This window comes from uncultured Winogradskyella sp., assembly GCF_947498005.1.
Classification (GTDB): domain Bacteria; phylum Bacteroidota; class Bacteroidia; order Flavobacteriales; family Flavobacteriaceae; genus Winogradskyella.
Map to the genome: position 1 here is coordinate 136115 of NZ_CANMIW010000004.1, position 21135 is coordinate 157249.

Sequence of the window (21135 nt, forward strand, 5' to 3'; positions counted from 1 at the left end):
TTAATAAGCTAGTTGCATAGGTAGTGAAACGTTTATTCTGGTGCCTTCGGTCTTATCAATAATTTCTACATCTCCATTTGTGTTTTTCAATTTATTAATAATCTCAATTCTACTTTTCGTAATAGCCATTCCTAAAGATTTGTTATTACTATTAGCTTTGTTTGCTGTAGAGGATTTTCTACCAATTCCATTATCATCCACACTACAAACGAGCATGTCGTTTTCGGCATAAAACGAAATGGTTAAAACACCAGTATTTTCTTTTTGCGCTAATCCATGGATAATACTGTTTTCTATAAAAGGTTGCAAAATCATTGGAGGTACAAGGATATTGTCTTCATCTAAGTTGTCATCTACTTCTATAACATAGTTAAAGCTATCGTTGAAGCGTTTACGCTCAATATCCATGTAGGTTCTTAGTAATGAAATATCTTCACTCAGTAGAATTTCCTTTTTCTCAGAATTCTCTAAAGTGAGTCGCATTAATTTGGCAAACTTGCTTAAATAATCGCTTGCAGATTGCGTATCATTTTTTAAAATATAGTCGCCAATTGAGTTTAAAGAATTAAATATAAAATGCGGATTCATTTGAGAGCGCAACGCTTTCAATTCTGTATCAGAAACCTTAGCGTTAAATTCGGCTTCCTTAGATTTAGAAACGGCATCTTGCTTTCTTCGGTATAGAATGAAACCAATAATTGCGGCTAAAACCAATCCCGTACCTCCAAGAATAGATGCGTTTTTAATAGATTTTTGGCGTTCAATTTCAATTTGTGCTATAGCTTTGTCTTTATCAGCTTCAAACTGAATTTCCTTTCTAGAAATTTCTAACTTTCTGTCAGCATTTATTAGACTGTCTCTTAAAACAATATGTTCTTTATAATTGGTAAGTGCGTTTTTATAATCGCCTTTTTTAGCATATACATTGGCTAAAGTTGCTAAAGCACTATTTTTAGTGGATAAACTATTTAAACTTTCACTCAACTTTATACTGTTTGAAGCATAATATTCAGCTTTTTCAATGTTGTTGTTTTGCAAATAAACTTCGGCAGCATTAGTGTAAGCCGTAACACGTAGGCCTCCAATATTATTGGATTCAATTAAGTCTAAACTCTCTTGTGTATTTAATAATCCATCTTCTAAAAAGCCTGCATTTGTTTGCATTAAACCCAAATTGGTTTTAATGTTTGCCATAAACATAAAATGCTTGTTTTGTTCTGCGCCTACCAATGACTTTTTGTAGTAATAAATGGAAGAATCTAACTTTTTTTGTTCACCATAGACATTACCAATATAAAATTCGGTAGTGTATTTACTCTTGTTTTCAGGATTATGCAATAAGGTTTTAAAGCTTTTTAAAGCTTTAGTGTATTCTTGCTGTTCTAAATATATAAGACCAATATTGGTGAGAACACCAATAACATATTTTTGAAATTTTGGCTCTTTTTCAAAGACTTCATAGGCCTGTTGATAATACTCTAAACCTTTTAATGGATCAGATAATAAGTAATGTTGGATAATGCCTAAATTATTATAAGATATACCTATGCCTTTAGGATAATTAAGTTTTTTTGATATGTCTAGAGTTTTGTTATTGTATGCCGTCCATGTGGTATCAGCAGGTGTTAAAAACATCTTTCGTGCCACATACTTAATTCTAAGATTTACATAATTAGTGTCTTGCGTTTTGTAATTAGTAATGATGTTTTCTAAAGAGTCAATCATTTTATTCTGAGAAACACAACATAGTGAAGTCAACAAAAAAACGATAATCAGGGATTTTTTCATTCGGTAAATCAATTAATAGCTAGGTTAAAAATAGTAATTAATTGTTGAAAACTAACTACAAGTTCTACGTTAATATATTCAAAGTCAACGATAATAAGTTTGCTATGGTGATTAAAGATAAATCGTTGTTCCTTTAAATATTATTAATCCATAAAATGCAAATCATGAAAATAATACTGCAATCTCTAAAAATCACTTTAACTTTTTTAATAATTGTAAGTTGTTCTAGTAGTGATGACTCAGATTCTGATGTATATGGAACTATTCAATTATCTGGGGCAGATACAGCTGTTGTTGGGTCTTCATTAATTGTTGGTAATATAGATTCTGATGCTTTAGATACCACAGGCACATCGAGTTCAGTAGTGCTTCTAGATGAAAATACAACTATTGAAAATGGCGAATTAGAATCTTCAGATTTTTCAAACGCTTTTATAATTGTAGCAGCAGAGTTTGCACCTCAAGATGAAGCAGCAGCAGAGAAAACAATTTCAATGACTATTATTAAAAACGGAGTTCAAATGAGTTATGTGTGTTCCACACCTGCTATAAGCGCTGCGGATAATATGGATTGTGGTACTGGTTTTAGTGTAGATAAAGTAAATAAGCAAGTTGTTTTTACCAATACAAAGGTTATCAATGTTGATAATGAGAGTGTATTAACCATGAATGGTGTTATTCAATATGACTAATAATTAAAATCTCTAACTATGAAATTAATCAATCCAAACAAGCCTCATTTAGTAATAGTATTGTCAATGTTTATATTGCTTCCACTTATCGGTTGGTCTCAAGTAAAACGTTTAAAACCACCAAAGAGAAACTCCAAAATAGAAAGTGTAGATAAATTTGTTAATCATTCTTTTGAGCTGTATTACAAAGTCTTTGTCTATGATAGCTTAACTAGAGCAGGTATTGAAGTGCCAGCAGAAATTGAAGATGAATTAATTGAACGAGCAGAAAGCGATGTAGATAGTTTGTGGCAAGAAGTTCCAGATATTGTAGATGACATTAGTGATGCTTCATTTATGAAACAAGCAAAGGCCACGCTGAATTTAAATCGATCTAAGAAAGCATTAAAATTCTGCATGTTTGCTGTTAAGGAATACTTTGTAGGCACAAAAGAAGACGAAGATTAAATAAAAACCTATGAAAAAAATAGTTACTCATTTTATTTTACTGATAGGGCTTTTGTCTTTAAATGCACAATCTTATAAAAGTGCATTTAGAGCAGATATGTGCAGTTGTTTAGAAGAAGAAAGTCTAAAAAGACCATTAACAGAAAATGCCTTTAAAACCTGTTTAAGAGAAACGTTACCAACGTATGCAGAACAGATTGATGCGAGTATTATTGAAGCTGATCCTCAACAGAAATATCTAAAAGGGCAACTGGCTAGAAAAGAATTATTACTTGCAATGCCAGCTGAATTGATATACACCTGCGATGCCTATTATAAGCATATTGATTATCAGAGAACCAGTAAAAAACTCATTTCACGAGAAAATGCAAAGGAAAGTGAATTAGAACGCTATGATCAAATGGTGGCTTTGTCTCCAACATCTAGCGCTTATTATATGAGAGCTCAAATACATTTTAAGTTAGGAAATTTAAAAGAAACGGAAGCTGATATTAATAAATGTTTAGAACTAAACCCAAATAAAGAGAATTTTAAATCTACAAGACATGAGTTAAAACTTTTAGCTTGGGTTTATGAGGAGCAAGAACGCTATGCTGAAGCTATCGCACTCTATGATAAAATTTATTTTGGAGAATTAGATATAGAAGTATTGAAGTTAAGAGCCCTTGCAGATAAAAAAAGAGGAGGAACGTTAGGGAATATGCCATCTGCAGCAGAATTAAATGAGCCAAATAGACAGGCGCAGGAGATAAATGTTAATAGTAAGCAAGATCGCCTAAATAAGAATATTCATAAAAAAACAAATAAAAATACTAGTAGAACGAGCAGTGATAAGTCGGTAAAAAAGACTGATTCTGCCTCGCTTAGAAAATTGTTCAAATTATAAACTAATAAATCAATCTCTCATTATGAAAAACAAGTGTGTATTTACAATTATTTTAAGTCTCTTTTTATTTTCAGAAATGCAATCACAAAGTATATCTGATCCTGGCAAACTAGGTGTTGGTTTGGCATCATCTTTTCCGGCTTATGGATTAAGCGCTAAATATAATTTTACGGAGACGCATGCTGGTCAAGTCATTCTTGGAAGTGCGGCTTATGGTTTTGGTACCAGTTCATTAGCTATTTCTGGTCGTTATCTTTATAATTTTGAATCAGGAGGTAATAAGCTGGTATATAGACCTTATGCTTATGGGCAATTAGGTTATTTTAGTGTAAAAGTAAAGTTTTTAGATGTTTCTGAATCCTATAATACGGTTTCATTTGGTGTTGGTGGAGGTATTGAAGGTACTATTCCAGAATTTGTAGAAGGTTTGGCATTTAATGTAGAATTAGGCTATGTAGGAGGTTCTTTTGATAAAGGAATTGGGAGCTTTGCTGGTTTTGCGTACGGTGTTGGTATTCATTATTATTTCGATTTATAAATCTTATAAAAATTAAACTCATGAAAAAAATATTAATTTGTTTACTGGCCATAACATTGGCAAGTTGTGATACAGACGAAATTATTAGTCAGCTTGGTGAAGGTACTGTACAGGCAGATATTAATGGAGAAACAAAAACTTGGGAATTTGGCCCAAATTCATTAGGTGCTGTATTAACGAGCCAAATGGCAGGCTCTGAGGTTTTATATGCATTGGGTATTGCGGCATCTACAGATGGTGTTTCAGATAATTCAGTGAGTAGATCTATTGGTATTGTTGTATTTGTAGATAGTCCTGATGCTATTTTTTCAGGAGCATCATTTAACACACCTTCCGATCTTGTTTTAGGGACGTATAGCTATGAAAATGGAACAACGATTATTGATGCAGATCAAACAGTATCAGCTACATTATACATTTCTTCAGTGGATGCCTCTGGAGAAAAAATGTCAGGGACATTTAGTTATGAAACTACTGATGAAGACACAAATACTACATATTCTATTTCTAACGGAAGCTTTACAGATATTCCATATCATTATGATTTTTGAATCTAGAAAATTTTAATTCTGTACATGTCTTTATTGTAAAATGCTCAATTTCAGTGATCTAAGTTATTTTTGACTAGGTTTTTTACAGTTTGTCGTAAATTTTTGCAGTTTTTATTGAAATTGTAGTTCTTTAATCTGTTGAAAATAAGAAGTTTGCGATTGTTTCATTAGACTGTTTCGCCTAAGTTTTTATGTGTAAATTCAATAGTATATAGAATTAATGATTTAATTCATTGCAGACACTATTTTATTTAAAATCGATACATCCTTAATTCTGTTCATTTCACTTTTTTATAATCAATAATTATCTGTCTATACATAATCTATTGTATTTATAGACAAGAATGCATGTGTTTAATTGCGTCATTGAAGTTTTTAAACATGTTTCAATAAAATTTTATTTAGCTATTAATTAATTCTTAAAAACAAAAACAAATGAAAACAAATTTTTTACTTTTTATTAGTGCATTTCTAGTAACAGTGAGTACATATTCACAAAACACTTGGATTGTTGACAATAATGCTGGTGCAACTGCAGATTTTACAGATTTGCAATCTGCAATTAATACATCGGTAGCTGGAGATACCATATATATACAGCAGTCTGAAACAAATTATGAGGATGCTACCGTGAACAAGTTATTAAACATAGTAGGTCGTTCGCATAGTGAAAATTCATATACTTCTAAAATGGATGTAATGACCATTGCAGAAACAGGGTCCGGTTCATTTATTAGTGGATTATGGATAGATGATTTGTATACTGAGAATAGTGCAATAATTACAAATATGAAAATTCAAAATAATTACTTAGATAGTGTTGATTTTTCTGGCACCTCAGTAATGAATAATTCGTTTCTATTAGGGAATGTTATTAATAGTGCAAGTGATATTAGAATGAGTAATTCAGTAATATCACATAACCTCTTCACAGGAGCTGGTATAATATTTGATTTTTATGATATAACTTTTAAAAATAATGTCATTCTCATAAATGATTATTCAAATGCAACTGGTTTAAATAACACCACGTATTCTGCAGCTAGTCCAAATAATATTACGGTAGAAAATTGTATATTAATTAAAGCAACAGGCACAGCAGATGTAACTAACTTTAGTTCTGGTAATGATGGTTTTGTGTTTGAAAACTGTATTAGTTACAATGCACAAGGTGGTTTTGTAAATTTACCCTTTGAAGGTGTGGATACTAACTTAAATGATATAGATCCTCAATTTTTAGCAGTATCAGATGCTGGTTTTAATGCTTATACAAATGATTATCATTTACTATCAGGTTCTCCAGGAATTAATTTTGGAAATGATGGATTAGATGTGGGTATTTATAACAGTGGATATAGTTTTAATAATTTTGGGTTTACTAATGGTGTGCCGCGTGTTTCTATTACAGCAATTACTAATACAGTTGCTGAGGGTGCAGATGTAGAGGTTACAATACAAGGTAATACAAATTAATAAAGATAATAATATGAGAAGAATATATATTATTATTTGTATTACGCTATTTGTAAGTAATATTAAAGCTCAGAGTATAACATCTGCTGAGTATTTTATAGATGAAGATCCAGGGATCGGAATGGGAAATACCTTAAGTGTTAATGCAAATACTGGTAGTATAAATCAATCTTATACTATTTCTATGGCAGCAGAAGAAGAAGGTGTACATTTAATAACTTTTAGAGTAAAAGATGATCTTGGAAGATGGAGTTTAAACGACAAGCAATGGGTCTATGTTTCAAAAACCAATACAGATTCAAATTCAGTAATTGTAGCTGCAGAGTATTTCTTTGATGATGAAGATGTTGGGTTTGGCGATAATATGTCATTAAGTATACCTAATGAGGCAAATCCTATAGTAACATCCACAATTTCAACCACGGACTTAGATTCTGGCATTCATATCTTATATGTTAGAGTTAAAAATTCTGAGGAAAAATGGAGTTTATATGATAGGCAACTAATTTATATCTCAGCTATTGGTGAAGTTTCCAATATTATTGCATTTCAATACTATGTTGATTCAGAGATAAATGGGCTTACTGATGTAAGTGTTAACCCATCTGAGCCATCACTAAGTAGAGTTATTAATGTAAACACTACAGGATTGTCTCAGGGAGATCATGTTTTTTGTGTAAGAACCAAAAATGAAGATGAAAATTGGTCACTTTACGATTGCGAAATATTTACAATAAGTGGTCAATTAAGTACAGATGAAAGTTTATATAATTCTATAAATGTTAACCCTAATCCGTTTATAAACACAATAAATTTCGAGGCTTCTAGAGCTGTAACTTTTAAAGAGGTTTCTGTTTATGACATTACAGGAAAAGAGGTTTATTCAACTAAAGAAGACATAAGAAACTTAGAGTTAGGGCATATAGAAAGTGGTATATATATATTAAGTTTATCTACTGAAAATGAAAAAGCAACCTTTAAGATAGTAAAGCAATAGTCAATTGGCGAGTTATGTTAAAAAACCATCTCAAATCGAGATGGTTTTTTTATTTAAAGGCATTACTTTTGATGTATGCTACATTTTATAGACGTCATTTTGCCCATTCCGCTTCAAAAGGCATTTACCTATCATATTACTGAAGCAGAATCTCAATATTTATCACTAGGTATGCGTGTGGCCGTACCTTTTGGTAAAAGTAAAATTTATACGGCTTTAGTTTATAGTATTCATCAAAATCCACCAACGGCTTATGATGCAAAAACCATTCATCAAATTTTAGATGAAACACCTGTAATTACTTTAAACCAATTAAAGCATTGGGAGTGGATAGCTAAGTACTATATGTGTAGTATTGGTGAGGTTTTAAGAGCAGCAATGCCAAATGCTTTTTTGTTAGAAAGTGAAACTATTATTTCTAAAAACGAAAAAGTAAAGATTAGTGAATCGGAATTAAAGGATGACGAATTTTTAATTTACGAGGCTTTACAACATCAATCATCACTTAAAATTAATGATGTTGTCTCAATTTTAGATAAAAAACGTGTATTGCCAGTAATTAATGGTTTAGTTGAGAAGGGTGTTCTTAATCTACAAGAAGAACTCTATGAGAAGTATACGCCAAAATTAGTACGCTATGTAAAGTTGCATCACAATCATAAAACTCAAAACAAGTTGCAAGAGTTGTTAGAAGAATTGAGTCGTGCTCCTAAGCAAAGAGAAGTGGTATTAACATTGTTTACCATGGAAGCGTCCCTAAATCAGCCTATAAAAGTTTCAGATTTATCAGAACGAAGTGGAGCGTCTTCAAGCATTATAAAAACTTTAATTGATAAACAGATATTAGAAGAATATCATATTAAAATAGATCGCGTACAATTTGAAGGCGAAGGTAATGAAGACGCTAAACGTTTAAGTGAAGCACAACAAAAGGCATATGATGAGGTTGAAACTATTTTTAAAGAAAAATCAGTAGCCTTATTGCATGGTGTAACGTCTTCTGGTAAAACAGAAATTTATGTTCAGCTTATTCAAAAACAACTAGAAATAGGTAAGCAAGTCTTGTATTTATTACCTGAAATTGCACTAACTACGCAATTGGTCAATAGGCTTCAAGATTATTTTGGAGAGAAAGTGGCTGTTTTTCATTCTAGATATTCTGGAAACGAGAGGGTAGAAGTATGGCAAAATATGCTTTCTAATTCTGATAAAGCTCAGGTTGTTATTGGTGCGCGTTCGTCGTTATTATTACCTTTTAAAAATTTAGGATTAATCATTGTAGATGAAGAACACGAGCAATCTTACAAGCAGTTTGATCCTGCACCTCGTTACCATGCAAGAGATGCAGCCATTGTATTAGCTAATATTTTTAAAGCAAAAACACTTTTAGGTTCCGCAACACCAAGTTTAGAAAGTTATTTTAATGCCAGCCAAGGAAAATATGGTTTGGTAGAATTAAACACACGTTACAATAATGTACTAATGCCAGATATTGAGTTGGTAGATTTAGCAGATAAGTACAAGCGTAAACGCATGAAAGGTCATTTTAGCGATAGATTAATTGAAGAAATGACCGAAACCTTAGAAGAAGGCTTTCAAATTATACTGTTCCAAAACAGAAGAGGTTTTTCGCCAATTATAGAATGTACAACCTGCGGAACTTCGCCTCAATGTCCTAATTGTGATGTGAGTTTAACCTATCACCAATACAGAGATCAGTTGCGATGTCATTACTGTGGTTATAATTCGGCTATGCTAAAAAGCTGTCAAGCTTGTGGTAATTCTACTTTAGATACCAAAGGTTTTGGAACCGAACAAATTGAAGAGGAAGTTAAAGTTCTATTTCCCGATAAAAAGGTGGCTCGAATGGATTTAGATACCACAAGAGGTAAATACGGTTTTGAGAAAATAATAAACAGTTTTGAACAACGTGAAGTTGATATTTTGGTCGGTACGCAAATGTTAACCAAAGGATTAGATTTTAGATTTGTAAAACTCGTTGGTATAATGAATGCAGATAACTTGCTTAATTTTCCAGACTTTAGAGCTCACGAGCGCAGTTATCAACTTATGGCACAAGTTTCTGGTAGAGCAGGTAGAACGGATTTGAGAGGTAAAGTGTTGATACAAACGTATAATCCACATCATAATATTTTACAGCAGGTTTCTACTAATTCTTATAAAGAAATGTTTGCAGAACAAATGAATGAGCGTTATAATTTTAAATATCCACCAATATTTAGATTAATTAAAATAACATTTAAACATAAGGATTACAATCGTGTTAATTTAGCAGCAGATTGGTATGCCAAATCATTAAAACAGTATTTTAAATCTAATGTTTTGGGTCCAGAATTTCCACCAGTATCTCGAATTAGAAATTTATATCACAAAAATATTTTAATAAAAATTCCGCAGCAGCAATCCTTAGGTAAAACAAAAGAGGTTTTAAGAAAGATTGATAATAGTTTTAATGCTGTCAAAGATTTTAGACCAGTTAGAGTGGTTATCAATGTAGATAATTATTAAACCAAAAAATCCTAAACCGAAGTTTAGGATTCTTTAAAATTATAATGTAATGCTTAAAATGTTTATGTAATGTTTCTACATGTTATTTAAAGCATCAACTAATTGAGTCTTTTTATTTCGACTCAATGGGATTTCGTAAGCACCAACTTCAACATTTTTACTGTTAAATCGGTCAATTTTATCGAGATTCACAATATAAGATTTATGAATTCTTAAAAATTTACCTTCTGGTAATTCGCTTTCAAAAGCTTTCATTGTAGATAAAACCACGAGACTGTTTTCTTCAGTAACTACTTTTACGTAATCACCAAGAGCTTCAATCCATTTAATATCCTTAATATAAACTTTACGTTTTTTAAGGTTGCTTTTTACAAAAATATGTTCGCCATCCGTTTCATTAAAGTCCAGTTTTAATTTGTGCTGCTCAATAGCTTTTTCTACGGCAGTATTAAAACGTTCTTTAGTAATAGGTTTTTGAAGATAATCTGTGGCATCATAATTAAATGCTTTAAAAGCATATTCGGTTTTACCGGTAACAAAGATAATTTGGGGTTTGTTGTTGAGTACATCTAGTAATTCAAAACCGTTTAATACTGGCATCTCTATATCTAGAAAGATAAGATCTACTTTGTGAGTATTAAGACCGTTTTTTGTTTCTAACGCACTGCTGTACTCTGCAATAAGATTAAGTGAGGAATGATTCTCAATTAACTTTACAATAGAGAGACGCTGAATCGCAGAATCATCAACAACTACACAGTTTAAAGTCATAACATTATTAATTTTAGGTTAAGATATCGACAATAGTACGATAAATTCGGTTAAAAAACAAATATTACCGACAAAGCGTAATAATTAACATTAATTTTTATCGTTTTTTATGGGTAAAAAGCTAGGTTTAAAAGTAGTTGGGAAACTAGTTGTCAGTTATATAATAAATATGTATTTTTGCAGCCGTTTTAACAATAAACAAAATTATTTATTATGAATCATTATGAAACTGTTTTCATCTTAAATCCCGTTTTATCTGAAGATCAGATAAAGGAGACAGTAAAGAAATATGAGGATTTCCTCGTTTCTAAAGGAGCTAAGATGGTATCAAAAGAAGATTGGGGCTTAAAAAAATTAGCTTACCCAATTCAAAACAAAAAAAGTGGTTTTTACCATTTATTTGAGTACACTGTTGCTGGAGAAGTAATTGAACCTTTAGAAGTAGAGTTTAGACGTGATGAGCGTTTTATGCGTTACTTAACTGTGAAATTAGACAAGCATGCTATTTCGTGGGCTGAGAGAAGAAGAGAAAAACTTAAAGTAAAAGCAAAAGCAAAAGCGTAATTATGTCATCAATAGAACAACAAGCAAAAGGAAAGAAAGACGGAGAAATTAGATATTTAACACCGTTAAATATTGAGACGTCTAAGACTAAGAAGTATTGTCGTTTTCAGAAATCTGGAATCAAGTATGTAGATTATAAAGATGCAGATTGGTTATTAGGTTTTGTTAACGAACAAGGTAAGTTATTACCAAGACGTTTAACAGGAACTTCTTTAAAGTACCAAAGAAAAGTATCTGTAGCGGTAAAAAGAGCTAGACATTTAGCTTTAATGCCATACGTAGCTGATTTATTAAAATAAAACATCATAACAATGGAACTTATATTAAAACAAGACGTTGATAATTTAGGATTTAAAGACGATATTGTATCTGTTAAGAACGGTTATGGTAGAAATTTTTTAATTCCTCAAGGACAAGCTGTAATGGCTACTTCTTCTGCTAAAAAAGTATTAGCAGAAACTTTAAAGCAAAGAGCTTTTAAAGAAAAATCTATTATTGCTGATGCAGAAAAAACTGCTGAAGGATTAAGAGGTTTAGATATTAAAATAACAGCTAAAGCTGGTACAGGTGCTACTGCTGGAGATAAATTATTTGGTTCTATTACCAATATGGATTTAGCTGCTGCACTTAAAAACGCTGGTCATGAAGTTGACAAAAAGTTTATCGCTATTACAGGTGGTAACATTAAGCGTTTAGGTCAGTATGAAGCTGCAATTAGATTACACAGATCAGTAACAGTAGATTTAACTTTCGATGTTATTGCTGACGCATAATCTTACTTAATACAATTTTTAAAAACCGTTTAGTTTACTAAGCGGTTTTTTTGTAATTTTTTTTTCAGAACACAATTAATATTTTCCCGTTGACCTAGCTGAATTCATTTATCACAATGGTCATAAAATTGATTTATTATGAAAAATTTTCTCTACCTATTACTAATTTGTGCGGTTTTTAGCTGTAAACAAGGCACAGAACAAAAAACTATTTCCGAGACCAAAGCGTCTAATCTTATACAACTTTTTAAGGCCTCGCATTCAGATTATCCCAACATTAGTGTGCATCGTGGCGGAAAAGGACTTTTAAATTATCCTGAAAACTGCTTAGAAACCATTAAGTATATCAACGACAGTATTTATGCTATTTATGAAGTAGATGTAGCACAGACTAAAGATGGTCAACTGGTATTGTTGCATGATAAATCTATTGACAGAACAACTAATGGCAGCGGTAAAGTTGGGGATTTAACTTATGCTGAATTAAAACAATTTAATTTAGTTGATGATTTTGGCAACGAGACTGAGTTTAAAATTCCTCTATTTTCTGAAGTTTTATCATGGTGTGAAGAAAACAATGTGGTTTTAACCGTAGATATTAAAAAAACAGTTAGTCAAGAGACCGTAATAAATGAAATCAAAAAGCAGGCAGCAGAAGACGTTAGTATTATAATTACCTATAACATTGACCAAGCCAAAACCGCTTACCAATTAGCTCCAGATTTATTGTTATCAGTTTCTGCCAGAAACGACGTAGAATTCGATAGGTTATTAAAAACTGAAATACCGACAGATAATATGCTTGCATTCACTGGTACGCGCTTATCTGGTGCCTCTTTGTTTAAGAGATTACATGATTATAATATTGTATGTATGTTAGGTACTTTAGGAAATTTAGACAAAAGAGCAGAGGCTAGAGGAGATGATATTTACATGGAATGGAAAGCGCTAGGTGCAGATGTTTTAGCAACAGATAGACCTTTTGCTGCATATAAAGCTATAAATAATTAAATAAATAGATTCTGAAACAAGTTCAGAATGACAAAACAATGTTGAAATGAAGTATTCAAGATTAACGAAAGAACAGTTTGAAGAATTACACCAAGAATTCATTAATTTTTTAGCTACACAATCCATTACTGGTGATGAATGGGAAGACATTAAAAAGAATAAGCCAGAAACTGCAGAGCAAGAGCTCGACGTATTTAGCGATTTGGTTTGGTTAGGTGTTTTACAGAAAGTTCAATATTTAGAACATATTTCGCCACAACAAATTCACTTATTTCAGTGCAATGAAAATAGCATGCGTTTAATTGCCCTAAGAATTGAAAATAAACGTGTAGATTTTACAACTAAAGAAGGTTTTAATTGGTTACGCGATAATTTATTATCTGAATCTGTGGAGTTTTTTAATGCTAAAAAAGACTATTCAGACGATAAGTATTTAGATATATTTAAAATGATTCAGTCTGGCGCAAACATTACTAAAGGAGAATTGTTTGAGTACTTTGCTAATTTGGTTAAAGGAGCTTAAATGCCACCAGATTGTTGTTTTTGTTCAATGTAACGCTTTTGTTTAATATCTTTTTTCTGTCTTTCTACAGAACCAAATTTACGATGGTAAGGCAATGGTTTATCATACGGTTTATCAACATCATCTAAGAGAATGTTCCTGATAAAAGAGTTTAGTTTTAATAAGAATGTTTTCATAATTTTTTTATTTACTCATAACGTAAACTCTCAATAGGATCTAGTTTCGCTGCTTTTGTAGCTGGATATAAACCTGATACAACAGCAACAATAAATGCTATACTTGTAGCCCAAATCATGGCGACCCAAGGTGTAGAAAATTCAAGATCAAAACCATTGGCAACAGCCCAACCGATTAAAATACCTAGAATGATGCCTAAAATTCCACCAAGTTGACCAATTATTATGGTTTCCATAAAAAATTGAAATGCGATAGTTTTACGCTTTGCACCAAGTGCTTTTCTTACACCAATTTCGCGCGTGCGTTCGCTCACGGAAACTAGCATTATATTCATAAGAGCAATTGTAGATCCAAAAATGGTAATTATACTTATAATCCATGCAGCAATATATAATGCCATTGTATTTTCTGCCACACGATTAAGTAAATCGTCACTGCGCTCTATACCAAAATCATTATCTTCAATTGGGTTAAGCCCTCTTATATTTCTAAAGGTTAAAATAGCTTCTTCTTGTGCAGATTCTAGCATATCAGTTTTATCAACTTTTACACTTAAGTTGTAGTTAATATTAGCATTCGTAAAAATAGAGCGTGCTTTTTGAATTGGCATAAATACTCTTAAATCTTGATTATTGCCAAACGTTGATCCTTTTTCTTTTAATACACCTATAACTTTAAATTTAGAACCTCTAATGCTAATCGTTTTATCTATAGGATTATCATCAGGAAATAAAGCTTTCTGTAGATCGCTACCAATAACGCAAACCGCATTACTGTTATCTACATCAAAAACATTGAGTGAGCGACCATTTTCAATTTCTAAACCAGAATTTTCTATATAATATTCATTAGCTCCCAATACGGCAACTTCAGGATCTGTTTTTTTACTTTCATATTTTACCTCAGCGGCAAAAGTGCCCATAAATGAAACTGCAACTTTAGTAAATGGGTAATTGTAATTGTCTTCAAAAGCCTTTACATTACGATAATCAATAACCGGATTAATTTTTTGACGTTCTCTACTGCTTTGACGTTGGTTGGTAAATTCGTAACGCTGAATATTAAATGTATTAGAACCCATTGAAGAAAAATTACTAGTAATCGTATTTTCTAGAGCAGACACACCACTTAAAATTCCTACTAAAGCCATTATCCCAATAGCAATAATTAAAACCGTTAATATAGTACGAAGTAATTGACCTTTTATAGAGTCGAAGGCAATTCTAATATTCTCTCTAGCTAATGAAAACATAGTTTTTAGTCGCGTTAGTTGGGTTGTTTTAAGTATAAGACTACTTAATCCGTATAAAGTTACTATAAAATGAAGATATCTTTATAAGACCTCTGAAAAATATAATATTTTTGTGTTGAATTTTAAGTTCAAAATTAAGTTTCACTAAAAGAGATTCCTGCTTTCGCAGGACGTTAACATGGCACAAAAACCAAGCATCCCAAAAGGTACAAGAGATTTTAATGCAGCAGAGGTTGCAAAACGTTCTTATATAATGGAAACTATAAAAGAACAGTTTCAGATTTTTGGATTTCAACCTATTGAAACACCAAGTTTTGAAAACTCAGAAACCTTAATGGGAAAATATGGAGAGGAAGGTGATCGTTTGATTTTTAAAATTTTGAATAGTGGTGAGTATTTAAAAAAGATTTCTGATGAAGATTATAATGCTAAGTCTGAAGTTAAAATAACGCCTAAAATTTCAGAAAAAGCATTGCGTTACGACCTCACAGTGCCTTTTGCACGTTACGTAGTACAGCACCAAAATGATATAGAATTTCCTTTTAAACGTTACCAAATTCAACCTGTTTGGAGAGCAGACCGTCCACAAAAAGGACGGTTTAGAGAGTTTTTTCAATGTGATGCAGATGTGGTAGGTTCTAAATCGTTGTTTCAAGAAGTAGAATTTGTTCAGCTTTATGATGCGGTTTTTTCAGCTTTAAAATTAGAAGGTGTAACCATTAAAATCAATAACCGAAAAATTTTATCTGGTATTGCAGAAGTGATTGGTGCACAAGATAAACTCATCGATTTTACAGTCGCTTTAGATAAGTTAGATAAAATAGGCGAGGAGAAAGTAAAAGAAGAAATGCGAGGTAAAGGTATTTCTGAAGACGGTATAACTAAGCTTCAACCTTTATTTACATTAAAAGGCGATTTTGGAGACCAAATAGAAAGTTTAAAATCTATTTTAAGTGCATCCGAAATTGGACTAAAAGGTATTGAAGAATTAGAATTTATAAATACGGCCATTTCAAACTTAAAATTAAAAACAGCCATCTTACAATTAGATGTTACCTTAGCTAGAGGTTTAAATTATTATACAGGCGCTATTTTTGAAGTCTCAGCGCCCGAAGGTGTAAAAATGGGATCCATTGGTGGAGGTGGTCGTTACGATGATCTTACAGGAATCTTTGGTTTAACAGATATGAGTGGTGTTGGTATTAGCTTTGGCTTGGACCGAATTTATTTGGTTTTAGAAGAATTGAATTTGTTTCCAGATACTATTACAGATTCTACGAAGGTTTTATTTATCAATTTTGGAGATAAGGAAGCGATGTATAGTTTAGGTGCTGTAACTAAATTGAGAGCAGAAGGTATAAAAGCCGAGTTGTTTCCTGATGCTGCAATTTCTGGTAAACAAAAGAAAAAGCAAATGAATTATGCGAATCGTCGCAATATTCCATTTGTAGTTTTAGTAGGTGACCAGGAGTTGAATTCAGAGGTGTTTACATTGAAGAATATGGAGTCTGGTGAACAACAAGAAGTTACTTTTAATGATTTGTTGACCAAGCTAAAATAAAGAAAGCCTCAACCATCAGAGATTGAGACTTCTTATCATCAACTAAAAACAATTTCTTATTTTATTATAACTTTTTTAGTTACAAATGAACCCGTTTCTGTCTGGAGCTTAATAATATAAGTTCCAGTACTTAAATTCTTTATATTGTATTCTGAATATGAATTTTCTTCAATGTTGGTATTTGTGTAAACCAATTGACCTAATATATTAAATAACGTCATAGATTTTAATGCTATTAGGTTAGGATTAGCTATCACAATTTTATCAAGCGTATTTGAGTATAAAACATCTATACTGTTTTCTGCTATATCATCTATACTTAAGGCTTCTTCTTGTGTGCCAAAAGTTATTTCAAAACGATCTAAATATTCACCAGCAGTTAAAAATATGTTGTAGTTACTTGCTTTTAAATCATGATATATATCTAAATCTATATCATGTAAGTAAACATTAAACTCATTTGGCACATTCTCTAATTTATCAATGTTTATTGTATTAACACCATCTGTATTTGTTTTAATACCTAGAGGATATGTTGTTGTAACTTCAGCTTCATTACTTCCTTGAATGATATAGGCTTGGTCATTTATTCTCCAAAACATATCATCAATTTGGACTTCATTTAGTAAACCATCATAAGCCCAATCTACACCAGTTGTAGTATTCTCGTCTATTGTTAGTAATAGCTGTCGTTTTATAGTGTTTACGGACTTGAAACCGATTCTAAATTTCATTCTAAGATCATCTTCAATTAAGCCATCTTCAGCTTCTGCATCAGTTGCTGAAGTATCTGAAAAAGCATTACGTAAAAATACAGATGTGCTATTTTCTTTACTGAAAATACGCTGTCCATTGTTAAAATTAATTGTTCCAGCGTACTGACCAGTAATAAAAAAGCCTTGTCCAATAGGTATATAGCGTCCTGGTTCTTTGGTAGGTGTTTCTCCTGGTGCTAATCCAGGATGATTGTCTGCTTTATAGGCTGCTGCAACTGCACCAGAATAGTTGTAAGTTGCATAACCACCTTGATAATCTTGTAAAACATGAGAGCCTCCTCCCCAATGTTCCCAGAAATAAAGTGTACCACTTATTCTAGGTTCCGAATTTGATTGGGAAGCATCATTAGGTAAAAGTTCTGGACCATTGTCTCTTATAAAAATATTTGCATCTATTGCAGAAGGATAAGGGTTACCTACTAAATAGTCATTTTCTGCAGCTAGTGTAAGGTTAATATCTCCATTATTAGGCTTACCGGAAAACACATAATTTTGAGGTGTTGAATTAGAGCCTGTCCCTGGACCTTTCATAGTAAAGCCTTCTCCAGGATAAATTCTGCCCGTACGTCTTATATGTTGCCAAGAGGAATAGTCTCCAGTGGGTAGGTTTGCGTATTTCCAAATCCAATAATCCGCGATTTTAATAGGATCTCCTTCTGAGCCATTATAGCCTGAAGAAGAAAAATTAATGTCAATAGGGTCATCTGCATCAGAACCATCTTGCATAATGTCAGTAATTCTAAAGTTAACAGCAGTTGAATTTTGACGTTTTACTGGTGATGACCAATAATTATAAGTGTAAGTGTCGGCTGTTCCTTGCTGATCGCGTTCTATTTTACCAATACTATTATCGTCTAATAAACTGTCTTCTCCTTGTACTAGTTGTGATTCATTTTCTAAATCTATAAATCCATCTAATTTTAAGTACCAAGAAACGTTGAGTTCAGAATCATTATTTACATGATATTCTATGGGGTTGTCGTTAGCGTCTTTTTCATTGATAAACAGACCTAAATGTTTCTGCCTATCGTCAAACATTACATCATTGTGTAAAATTTTTACAATAGACCAATCGTAGATTATAGCATCTTGCCCAACAACACCATCCTCAGTACTATTTACAGCATCACTTAAAGATCCACTTTGTTGAGTGATAAAAGGCATTGGCGCAGATTGGTGTTCAATTTGTTTAATATTATAAAGTTTTGCACCAAAACCTGAATCAATAGTTGATGTTGTTAAGTTATCAGTGACATCGCCTTTAAAGTTATCTAACCTATAATATTTAACAAGGTTAGACCATAGTAAAGGATTTATATTTTCTGTATTGATAAAATCTGTAACATCTCTTGGAATCTCTGTTCCTCTTATATTAGTTCCGTTTTGTTCAATTTCTTGATAGACAATTTTGTGAATTTCATCTTCTGATAATGCTTTGTTAAAAAGTCTTATTTCGTCCATATAGCCTTGATAGAATAATGGGCTTAAATCATTATGTCGTCTTCCTAAGTAAAAAGGCGTAGTATCAGCATCAAGAACACCTTCATCTAAGTTTAAATCTGTAACGAGTTCGCCATTGATATAAACTTTAATGCTATTGGCATCATCACTATATGTTGAAGCGACATGAACCCATTGATCTGTGGGCAATTCTAAACTGTTTATATTTTTTCCGTTAACTACGGTAAGCAAACGACCATCGTCTCTAATTTTCATAGAATAATTGTTTTGCCCAAACAAATAGCTATGTCTTCCTGCACTTTCAGAATCAATTTTAATCCATCCCATTAATGAAATTTGAGGCCAACCGCTGAATAAATTTTGATCTTGTATATAGTCGTTTCTACCATCAAAATAAAGTTGAAGTTTTTTATCTAAGTTTCTGGGTGAGCCAAATGCATCATCATCAGTATCAAATGTATCTACAATGCCGTCATTGTCATTGTCTACACTACCATCAATAACACCATCACCATTAGCATCTAAATCGGCATATAAAGTCTGGGAGATGTCGTAAATATTAGTGTTATTGTTGTAAGTGTCTATATAATCTGGTATGCTATCTGCATCACTATCTAATACAAAATAGGTGTTTCCATTACCTTGGTTTGTATTTCCATATGCACTAGACATTGTGTTTCCATTATGAAAATCATAAATATCTAAAATACCATCGGCAAAGAATTCTATTGTGCCATCAGAGTCATAATCTTTCTCTCTTACATAATCTGTATCTGGTCCATCACCAACGCCATCACCATCAATATCGCCATCACCATTTTGATAGGATGTATTGCTAGAGTTTCCAGCACCAGATTCGTCAACATCAAAGATTGAATCATTATCACTATCTAAATCAATAAAATTTGGAGTACCATCGTTATCAGAGTCAAGAATAGTTAAGCCTTCTAAAGTATCATGCATTCCATTACCGTCAGAGTCTACCCAATTTGAAATTAATGCTTGACCATTACTTAAATTACCATAACCAGCTTCAACAATATCAGGAATTCCATCGTTGTCTGAATCTAAATCAAAAACATTTGCGATACCATCATTATCTGTATCACATAAGGTTTGCACAATAGAAATGTCATCTATAGCTAAATCATTTCCTAATCCACCAGTTTCATTATTATAAAAGAATACATTAAATTCAGATACATTGAATGTTAAATTGGCAGAGAAATTATGCCAACTATTTTCTGGATCTCCATTAATAGAAGGCGGAATATCTCCAGTCGTTAATCCTGCTAATAAATTACCACTAATATCTCTAAATTCCACACGAATATCTGGTCTCAGCCTACTATCAATATTATTGGTTGTTGAGGTATCTAAATTAAGTACCCAAAAACTATAGGTAATCGGTACATTAGGTAAGGATCCTGTGATACTCGCTGTGTAAAATAATCCTGTATCGTAAGAAGCATTGAACATTGCCATTCTACCATTGCTATCTCCTGGTGTATGATCTTCTCCTGTATACCAAACAGAATCTGCCCAAGCAGCTACTTCGCCATTTGGAGTTTGATTAACACCATCACCATTTCCGGCTTTATAATAAACCGTATACTCACCATCGTTTAAATTGTGGTCTGTATTTTCTCCTGCAGCATCTTCGAAGTTATATGATGTTGCAGCATTGTAGGTCGTATTAATGGTAGTTCTATTGGTACCAACTCCAAAGGTTTCATTTAAGTATTTATAATTTGTGGAAATAGCAATATTTGAGTTCTGACACGCTAATTCCTCGTCAGTATCCATTATTCCATCGTTATCATCATCAATATCTACATTATCAAAAACGCCATCACCATCACTATCAAAACAGTTTTGATTGGATTGGCCAATAATGGTAAATTCATATGGGTTTTCGTCTAAGTCATCACTATTTATAGTTACTATAGCTGTATTTAGATTACTATTTACAGCATTATATTGAATGGTAAATGTTGTAGTATTAGATACTGAAATAGGACTAGAATAGCTTGCACCTATAATGGAGAAGTCAGTAGTGTTAGACAATGATATATTTGATATATTTAAATCTGAATTTCCTAGGTTTTCGATTGTAAATGTATGTGATATAGGAAAACCAACATCCGAAGAACCAAAATCTGTAAGATCATTAATATTTGGTGTTATATCTCCATTGACAATTGAAATTGAATTACCTTGAACTTTAAAATCTTGTGAGAACGAAAAGCTGGTTAAATGAATAGCACATACAAATAAGATATATTTCCATTTTATTGGAAGTATCGAAATTTTCATAAGTAGATTTTTTAGCTTGGGACTAATTCTTCGACAAACCTACAAGAAT

Annotated in this window: 19 protein-coding genes; 14 read left to right on the forward strand and 5 right to left on the reverse strand. The window is 32.1% G+C overall.

Going from position 1 to position 21135, the window contains the following annotated elements; all coding sequences use genetic code 11:
* The gene (locus tag Q0891_RS08850; protein ID WP_299100832.1) at positions 1-1725 is read right to left on the reverse strand and encodes a histidine kinase; all 1725 of its coding nucleotides are present in this window, start codon (positions 1723-1725) and stop codon (positions 1-3) included.
* A 227-nt stretch (positions 1726-1952) separates the two neighbouring features.
* On the opposite strand from Q0891_RS08850, the gene Q0891_RS08855 reads away from it, so the two are divergent.
* The 8 genes from Q0891_RS08855 (at position 1953) to priA (ending at position 9901) form a co-directional block, all read left to right on the forward strand.
* Entirely contained in the window at positions 1953-2480 is a 528-nt protein-coding gene (locus Q0891_RS08855) for a hypothetical protein (RefSeq protein ID WP_299100835.1), read from the forward strand.
* An 18-nt stretch (positions 2481-2498) separates the two neighbouring features.
* The gene (locus Q0891_RS08860; protein WP_299100837.1) at positions 2499-2927 is read left to right on the forward strand and encodes a hypothetical protein; all 429 of its coding nucleotides are present in this window, start codon (positions 2499-2501) and stop codon (positions 2925-2927) included.
* Positions 2928-2937: 10 nt separating this feature from the next.
* Positions 2938-3813 carry a hypothetical protein gene (locus tag Q0891_RS08865; RefSeq protein ID WP_299100839.1) on the forward strand — a complete coding sequence of 292 codons (876 nt, stop codon included), beginning with the start codon at positions 2938-2940 and terminating at the stop codon, positions 3811-3813.
* A 22-nt stretch (positions 3814-3835) separates the two neighbouring features.
* On the forward strand, positions 3836-4351 hold the full coding sequence (locus Q0891_RS08870; protein ID WP_299100841.1) for a hypothetical protein: 516 nt from the start codon (positions 3836-3838) through the stop codon (positions 4349-4351).
* Between the two features lie 20 nt (positions 4352-4371).
* Entirely contained in the window at positions 4372-4902 is a 531-nt protein-coding gene (locus Q0891_RS08875; protein ID WP_299100843.1) for a hypothetical protein, read from the forward strand.
* A 435-nt stretch (positions 4903-5337) separates the two neighbouring features.
* Positions 5338-6375, forward strand: coding sequence for a hypothetical protein (locus tag Q0891_RS08880; RefSeq protein ID WP_299100845.1), 1038 nt, complete (start codon positions 5338-5340; stop codon positions 6373-6375).
* A gap of 13 nt (positions 6376-6388) precedes the next feature.
* Positions 6389-7372, forward strand: coding sequence for a T9SS type A sorting domain-containing protein (locus Q0891_RS08885; RefSeq protein ID WP_299100847.1), 984 nt, complete (start codon positions 6389-6391; stop codon positions 7370-7372).
* A gap of 75 nt (positions 7373-7447) precedes the next feature.
* Positions 7448-9901 (forward strand): primosomal protein N', encoded by a 2454-nt coding sequence (gene priA, locus Q0891_RS08890; RefSeq protein WP_299100849.1) that lies wholly within the window; start codon positions 7448-7450, stop codon positions 9899-9901.
* A gap of 75 nt (positions 9902-9976) precedes the next feature.
* Here the strand turns inward: priA and Q0891_RS08895 are convergent, their stop codons facing one another.
* On the reverse strand, positions 9977-10672 hold the full coding sequence (locus Q0891_RS08895) for a LytTR family DNA-binding domain-containing protein (RefSeq protein WP_092443855.1): 696 nt from the start codon (positions 10670-10672) through the stop codon (positions 9977-9979).
* Positions 10673-10885: 213 nt separating this feature from the next.
* Here Q0891_RS08895 and rpsF point away from each other — a divergent pair, with 213 nt between their 5' ends.
* From rpsF to Q0891_RS08920, 5 genes are all read left to right on the forward strand, one after another.
* Positions 10886-11236, forward strand: coding sequence for a 30S ribosomal protein S6 (gene rpsF, locus Q0891_RS08900; RefSeq protein ID WP_299100851.1), 351 nt, complete (start codon positions 10886-10888; stop codon positions 11234-11236).
* Positions 11236-11535, forward strand: a complete 300-nt coding sequence (gene rpsR, locus Q0891_RS08905; RefSeq protein ID WP_173280593.1) for a 30S ribosomal protein S18 — start codon at positions 11236-11238, stop codon at positions 11533-11535. The genes rpsF and rpsR overlap by 1 nt, the downstream gene beginning before the upstream one ends.
* A 12-nt stretch (positions 11536-11547) precedes the next feature.
* Entirely contained in the window at positions 11548-12009 is a 462-nt protein-coding gene (rplI, locus tag Q0891_RS08910; protein WP_299100853.1) for a 50S ribosomal protein L9, read from the forward strand.
* Positions 12010-12147: 138 nt separating this feature from the next.
* Positions 12148-13020 carry a glycerophosphodiester phosphodiesterase family protein gene (locus Q0891_RS08915; RefSeq protein WP_299100855.1) on the forward strand — a complete coding sequence of 291 codons (873 nt, stop codon included), beginning with the start codon at positions 12148-12150 and terminating at the stop codon, positions 13018-13020.
* 46 nt (positions 13021-13066) lie between these two features.
* Positions 13067-13543, forward strand: a complete 477-nt coding sequence (locus Q0891_RS08920) for a DUF6495 family protein (protein WP_299100857.1) — start codon at positions 13067-13069, stop codon at positions 13541-13543.
* Here the strand turns inward: Q0891_RS08920 and Q0891_RS08925 are convergent.
* Together Q0891_RS08925 and Q0891_RS08930 are read right to left on the reverse strand one after the other, a co-directional pair.
* Positions 13540-13719 (reverse strand): hypothetical protein, encoded by a 180-nt coding sequence (locus Q0891_RS08925; RefSeq protein ID WP_299100859.1) that lies wholly within the window; start codon positions 13717-13719, stop codon positions 13540-13542. The genes Q0891_RS08920 and Q0891_RS08925 overlap by 4 nt on opposite strands.
* 11 nt (positions 13720-13730) lie before the next feature.
* Positions 13731-14972, reverse strand: coding sequence for an ABC transporter permease (locus tag Q0891_RS08930; RefSeq protein ID WP_299100861.1), 1242 nt, complete (start codon positions 14970-14972; stop codon positions 13731-13733).
* Positions 14973-15150: 178 nt separating this feature from the next.
* On the opposite strand from Q0891_RS08930, the gene hisS reads away from it, so the two are divergent.
* Positions 15151-16533, forward strand: a complete 1383-nt coding sequence (hisS, locus tag Q0891_RS08935) for a histidine--tRNA ligase (RefSeq protein ID WP_299100862.1) — start codon at positions 15151-15153, stop codon at positions 16531-16533.
* 56 nt (positions 16534-16589) lie between these two features.
* Here hisS and Q0891_RS08940 read toward each other — a convergent pair whose 3' ends face one another.
* Positions 16590-21086, reverse strand: coding sequence for a LamG-like jellyroll fold domain-containing protein (locus Q0891_RS08940; protein ID WP_299100864.1), 4497 nt, complete (start codon positions 21084-21086; stop codon positions 16590-16592).
* Positions 21087-21135: the final 49 nt, after the last annotated feature.

Bases quoted from the DNA above. Each gene is read 5' to 3' on its own strand.
- Q0891_RS08850 (WP_299100832.1), bottom strand. From the start codon at position 1,725: ATGATTGACTCTTTAGAAAACATCATTACTAATTACAAAACGCAAGAC.
- Q0891_RS08855 (WP_299100835.1), top strand. From the start codon at position 1,953: ATGAAAATAATACTGCAATCTCTAAAAATCACTTTAACTTTTTTAATA.
- Q0891_RS08860 (WP_299100837.1), top strand. From the start codon at position 2,499: ATGAAATTAATCAATCCAAACAAGCCTCATTTAGTAATAGTATTGTCA.
- Q0891_RS08865 (WP_299100839.1), top strand. From the start codon at position 2,938: ATGAAAAAAATAGTTACTCATTTTATTTTACTGATAGGGCTTTTGTCT.
- Q0891_RS08870 (WP_299100841.1), top strand. From the start codon at position 3,836: ATGAAAAACAAGTGTGTATTTACAATTATTTTAAGTCTCTTTTTATTT.
- Q0891_RS08875 (WP_299100843.1), top strand. From the start codon at position 4,372: ATGAAAAAAATATTAATTTGTTTACTGGCCATAACATTGGCAAGTTGT.
- Q0891_RS08880 (WP_299100845.1), top strand. From the start codon at position 5,338: ATGAAAACAAATTTTTTACTTTTTATTAGTGCATTTCTAGTAACAGTG.
- Q0891_RS08885 (WP_299100847.1), top strand. From the start codon at position 6,389: ATGAGAAGAATATATATTATTATTTGTATTACGCTATTTGTAAGTAAT.
- priA (WP_299100849.1), top strand. From the start codon at position 7,448: ATGCTACATTTTATAGACGTCATTTTGCCCATTCCGCTTCAAAAGGCA.
- Q0891_RS08895 (WP_092443855.1), bottom strand. From the start codon at position 10,672: ATGACTTTAAACTGTGTAGTTGTTGATGATTCTGCGATTCAGCGTCTC.
- rpsF (WP_299100851.1), top strand. From the start codon at position 10,886: ATGAATCATTATGAAACTGTTTTCATCTTAAATCCCGTTTTATCTGAA.
- rplI (WP_299100853.1), top strand. From the start codon at position 11,548: ATGGAACTTATATTAAAACAAGACGTTGATAATTTAGGATTTAAAGAC.
- Q0891_RS08915 (WP_299100855.1), top strand. From the start codon at position 12,148: ATGAAAAATTTTCTCTACCTATTACTAATTTGTGCGGTTTTTAGCTGT.
- Q0891_RS08920 (WP_299100857.1), top strand. From the start codon at position 13,067: ATGAAGTATTCAAGATTAACGAAAGAACAGTTTGAAGAATTACACCAA.
- Q0891_RS08925 (WP_299100859.1), bottom strand. From the start codon at position 13,719: ATGAAAACATTCTTATTAAAACTAAACTCTTTTATCAGGAACATTCTC.
- Q0891_RS08930 (WP_299100861.1), bottom strand. From the start codon at position 14,972: ATGTTTTCATTAGCTAGAGAGAATATTAGAATTGCCTTCGACTCTATA.
- hisS (WP_299100862.1), top strand. From the start codon at position 15,151: ATGGCACAAAAACCAAGCATCCCAAAAGGTACAAGAGATTTTAATGCA.
- Q0891_RS08940 (WP_299100864.1), bottom strand. From the start codon at position 21,086: ATGAAAATTTCGATACTTCCAATAAAATGGAAATATATCTTATTTGTA.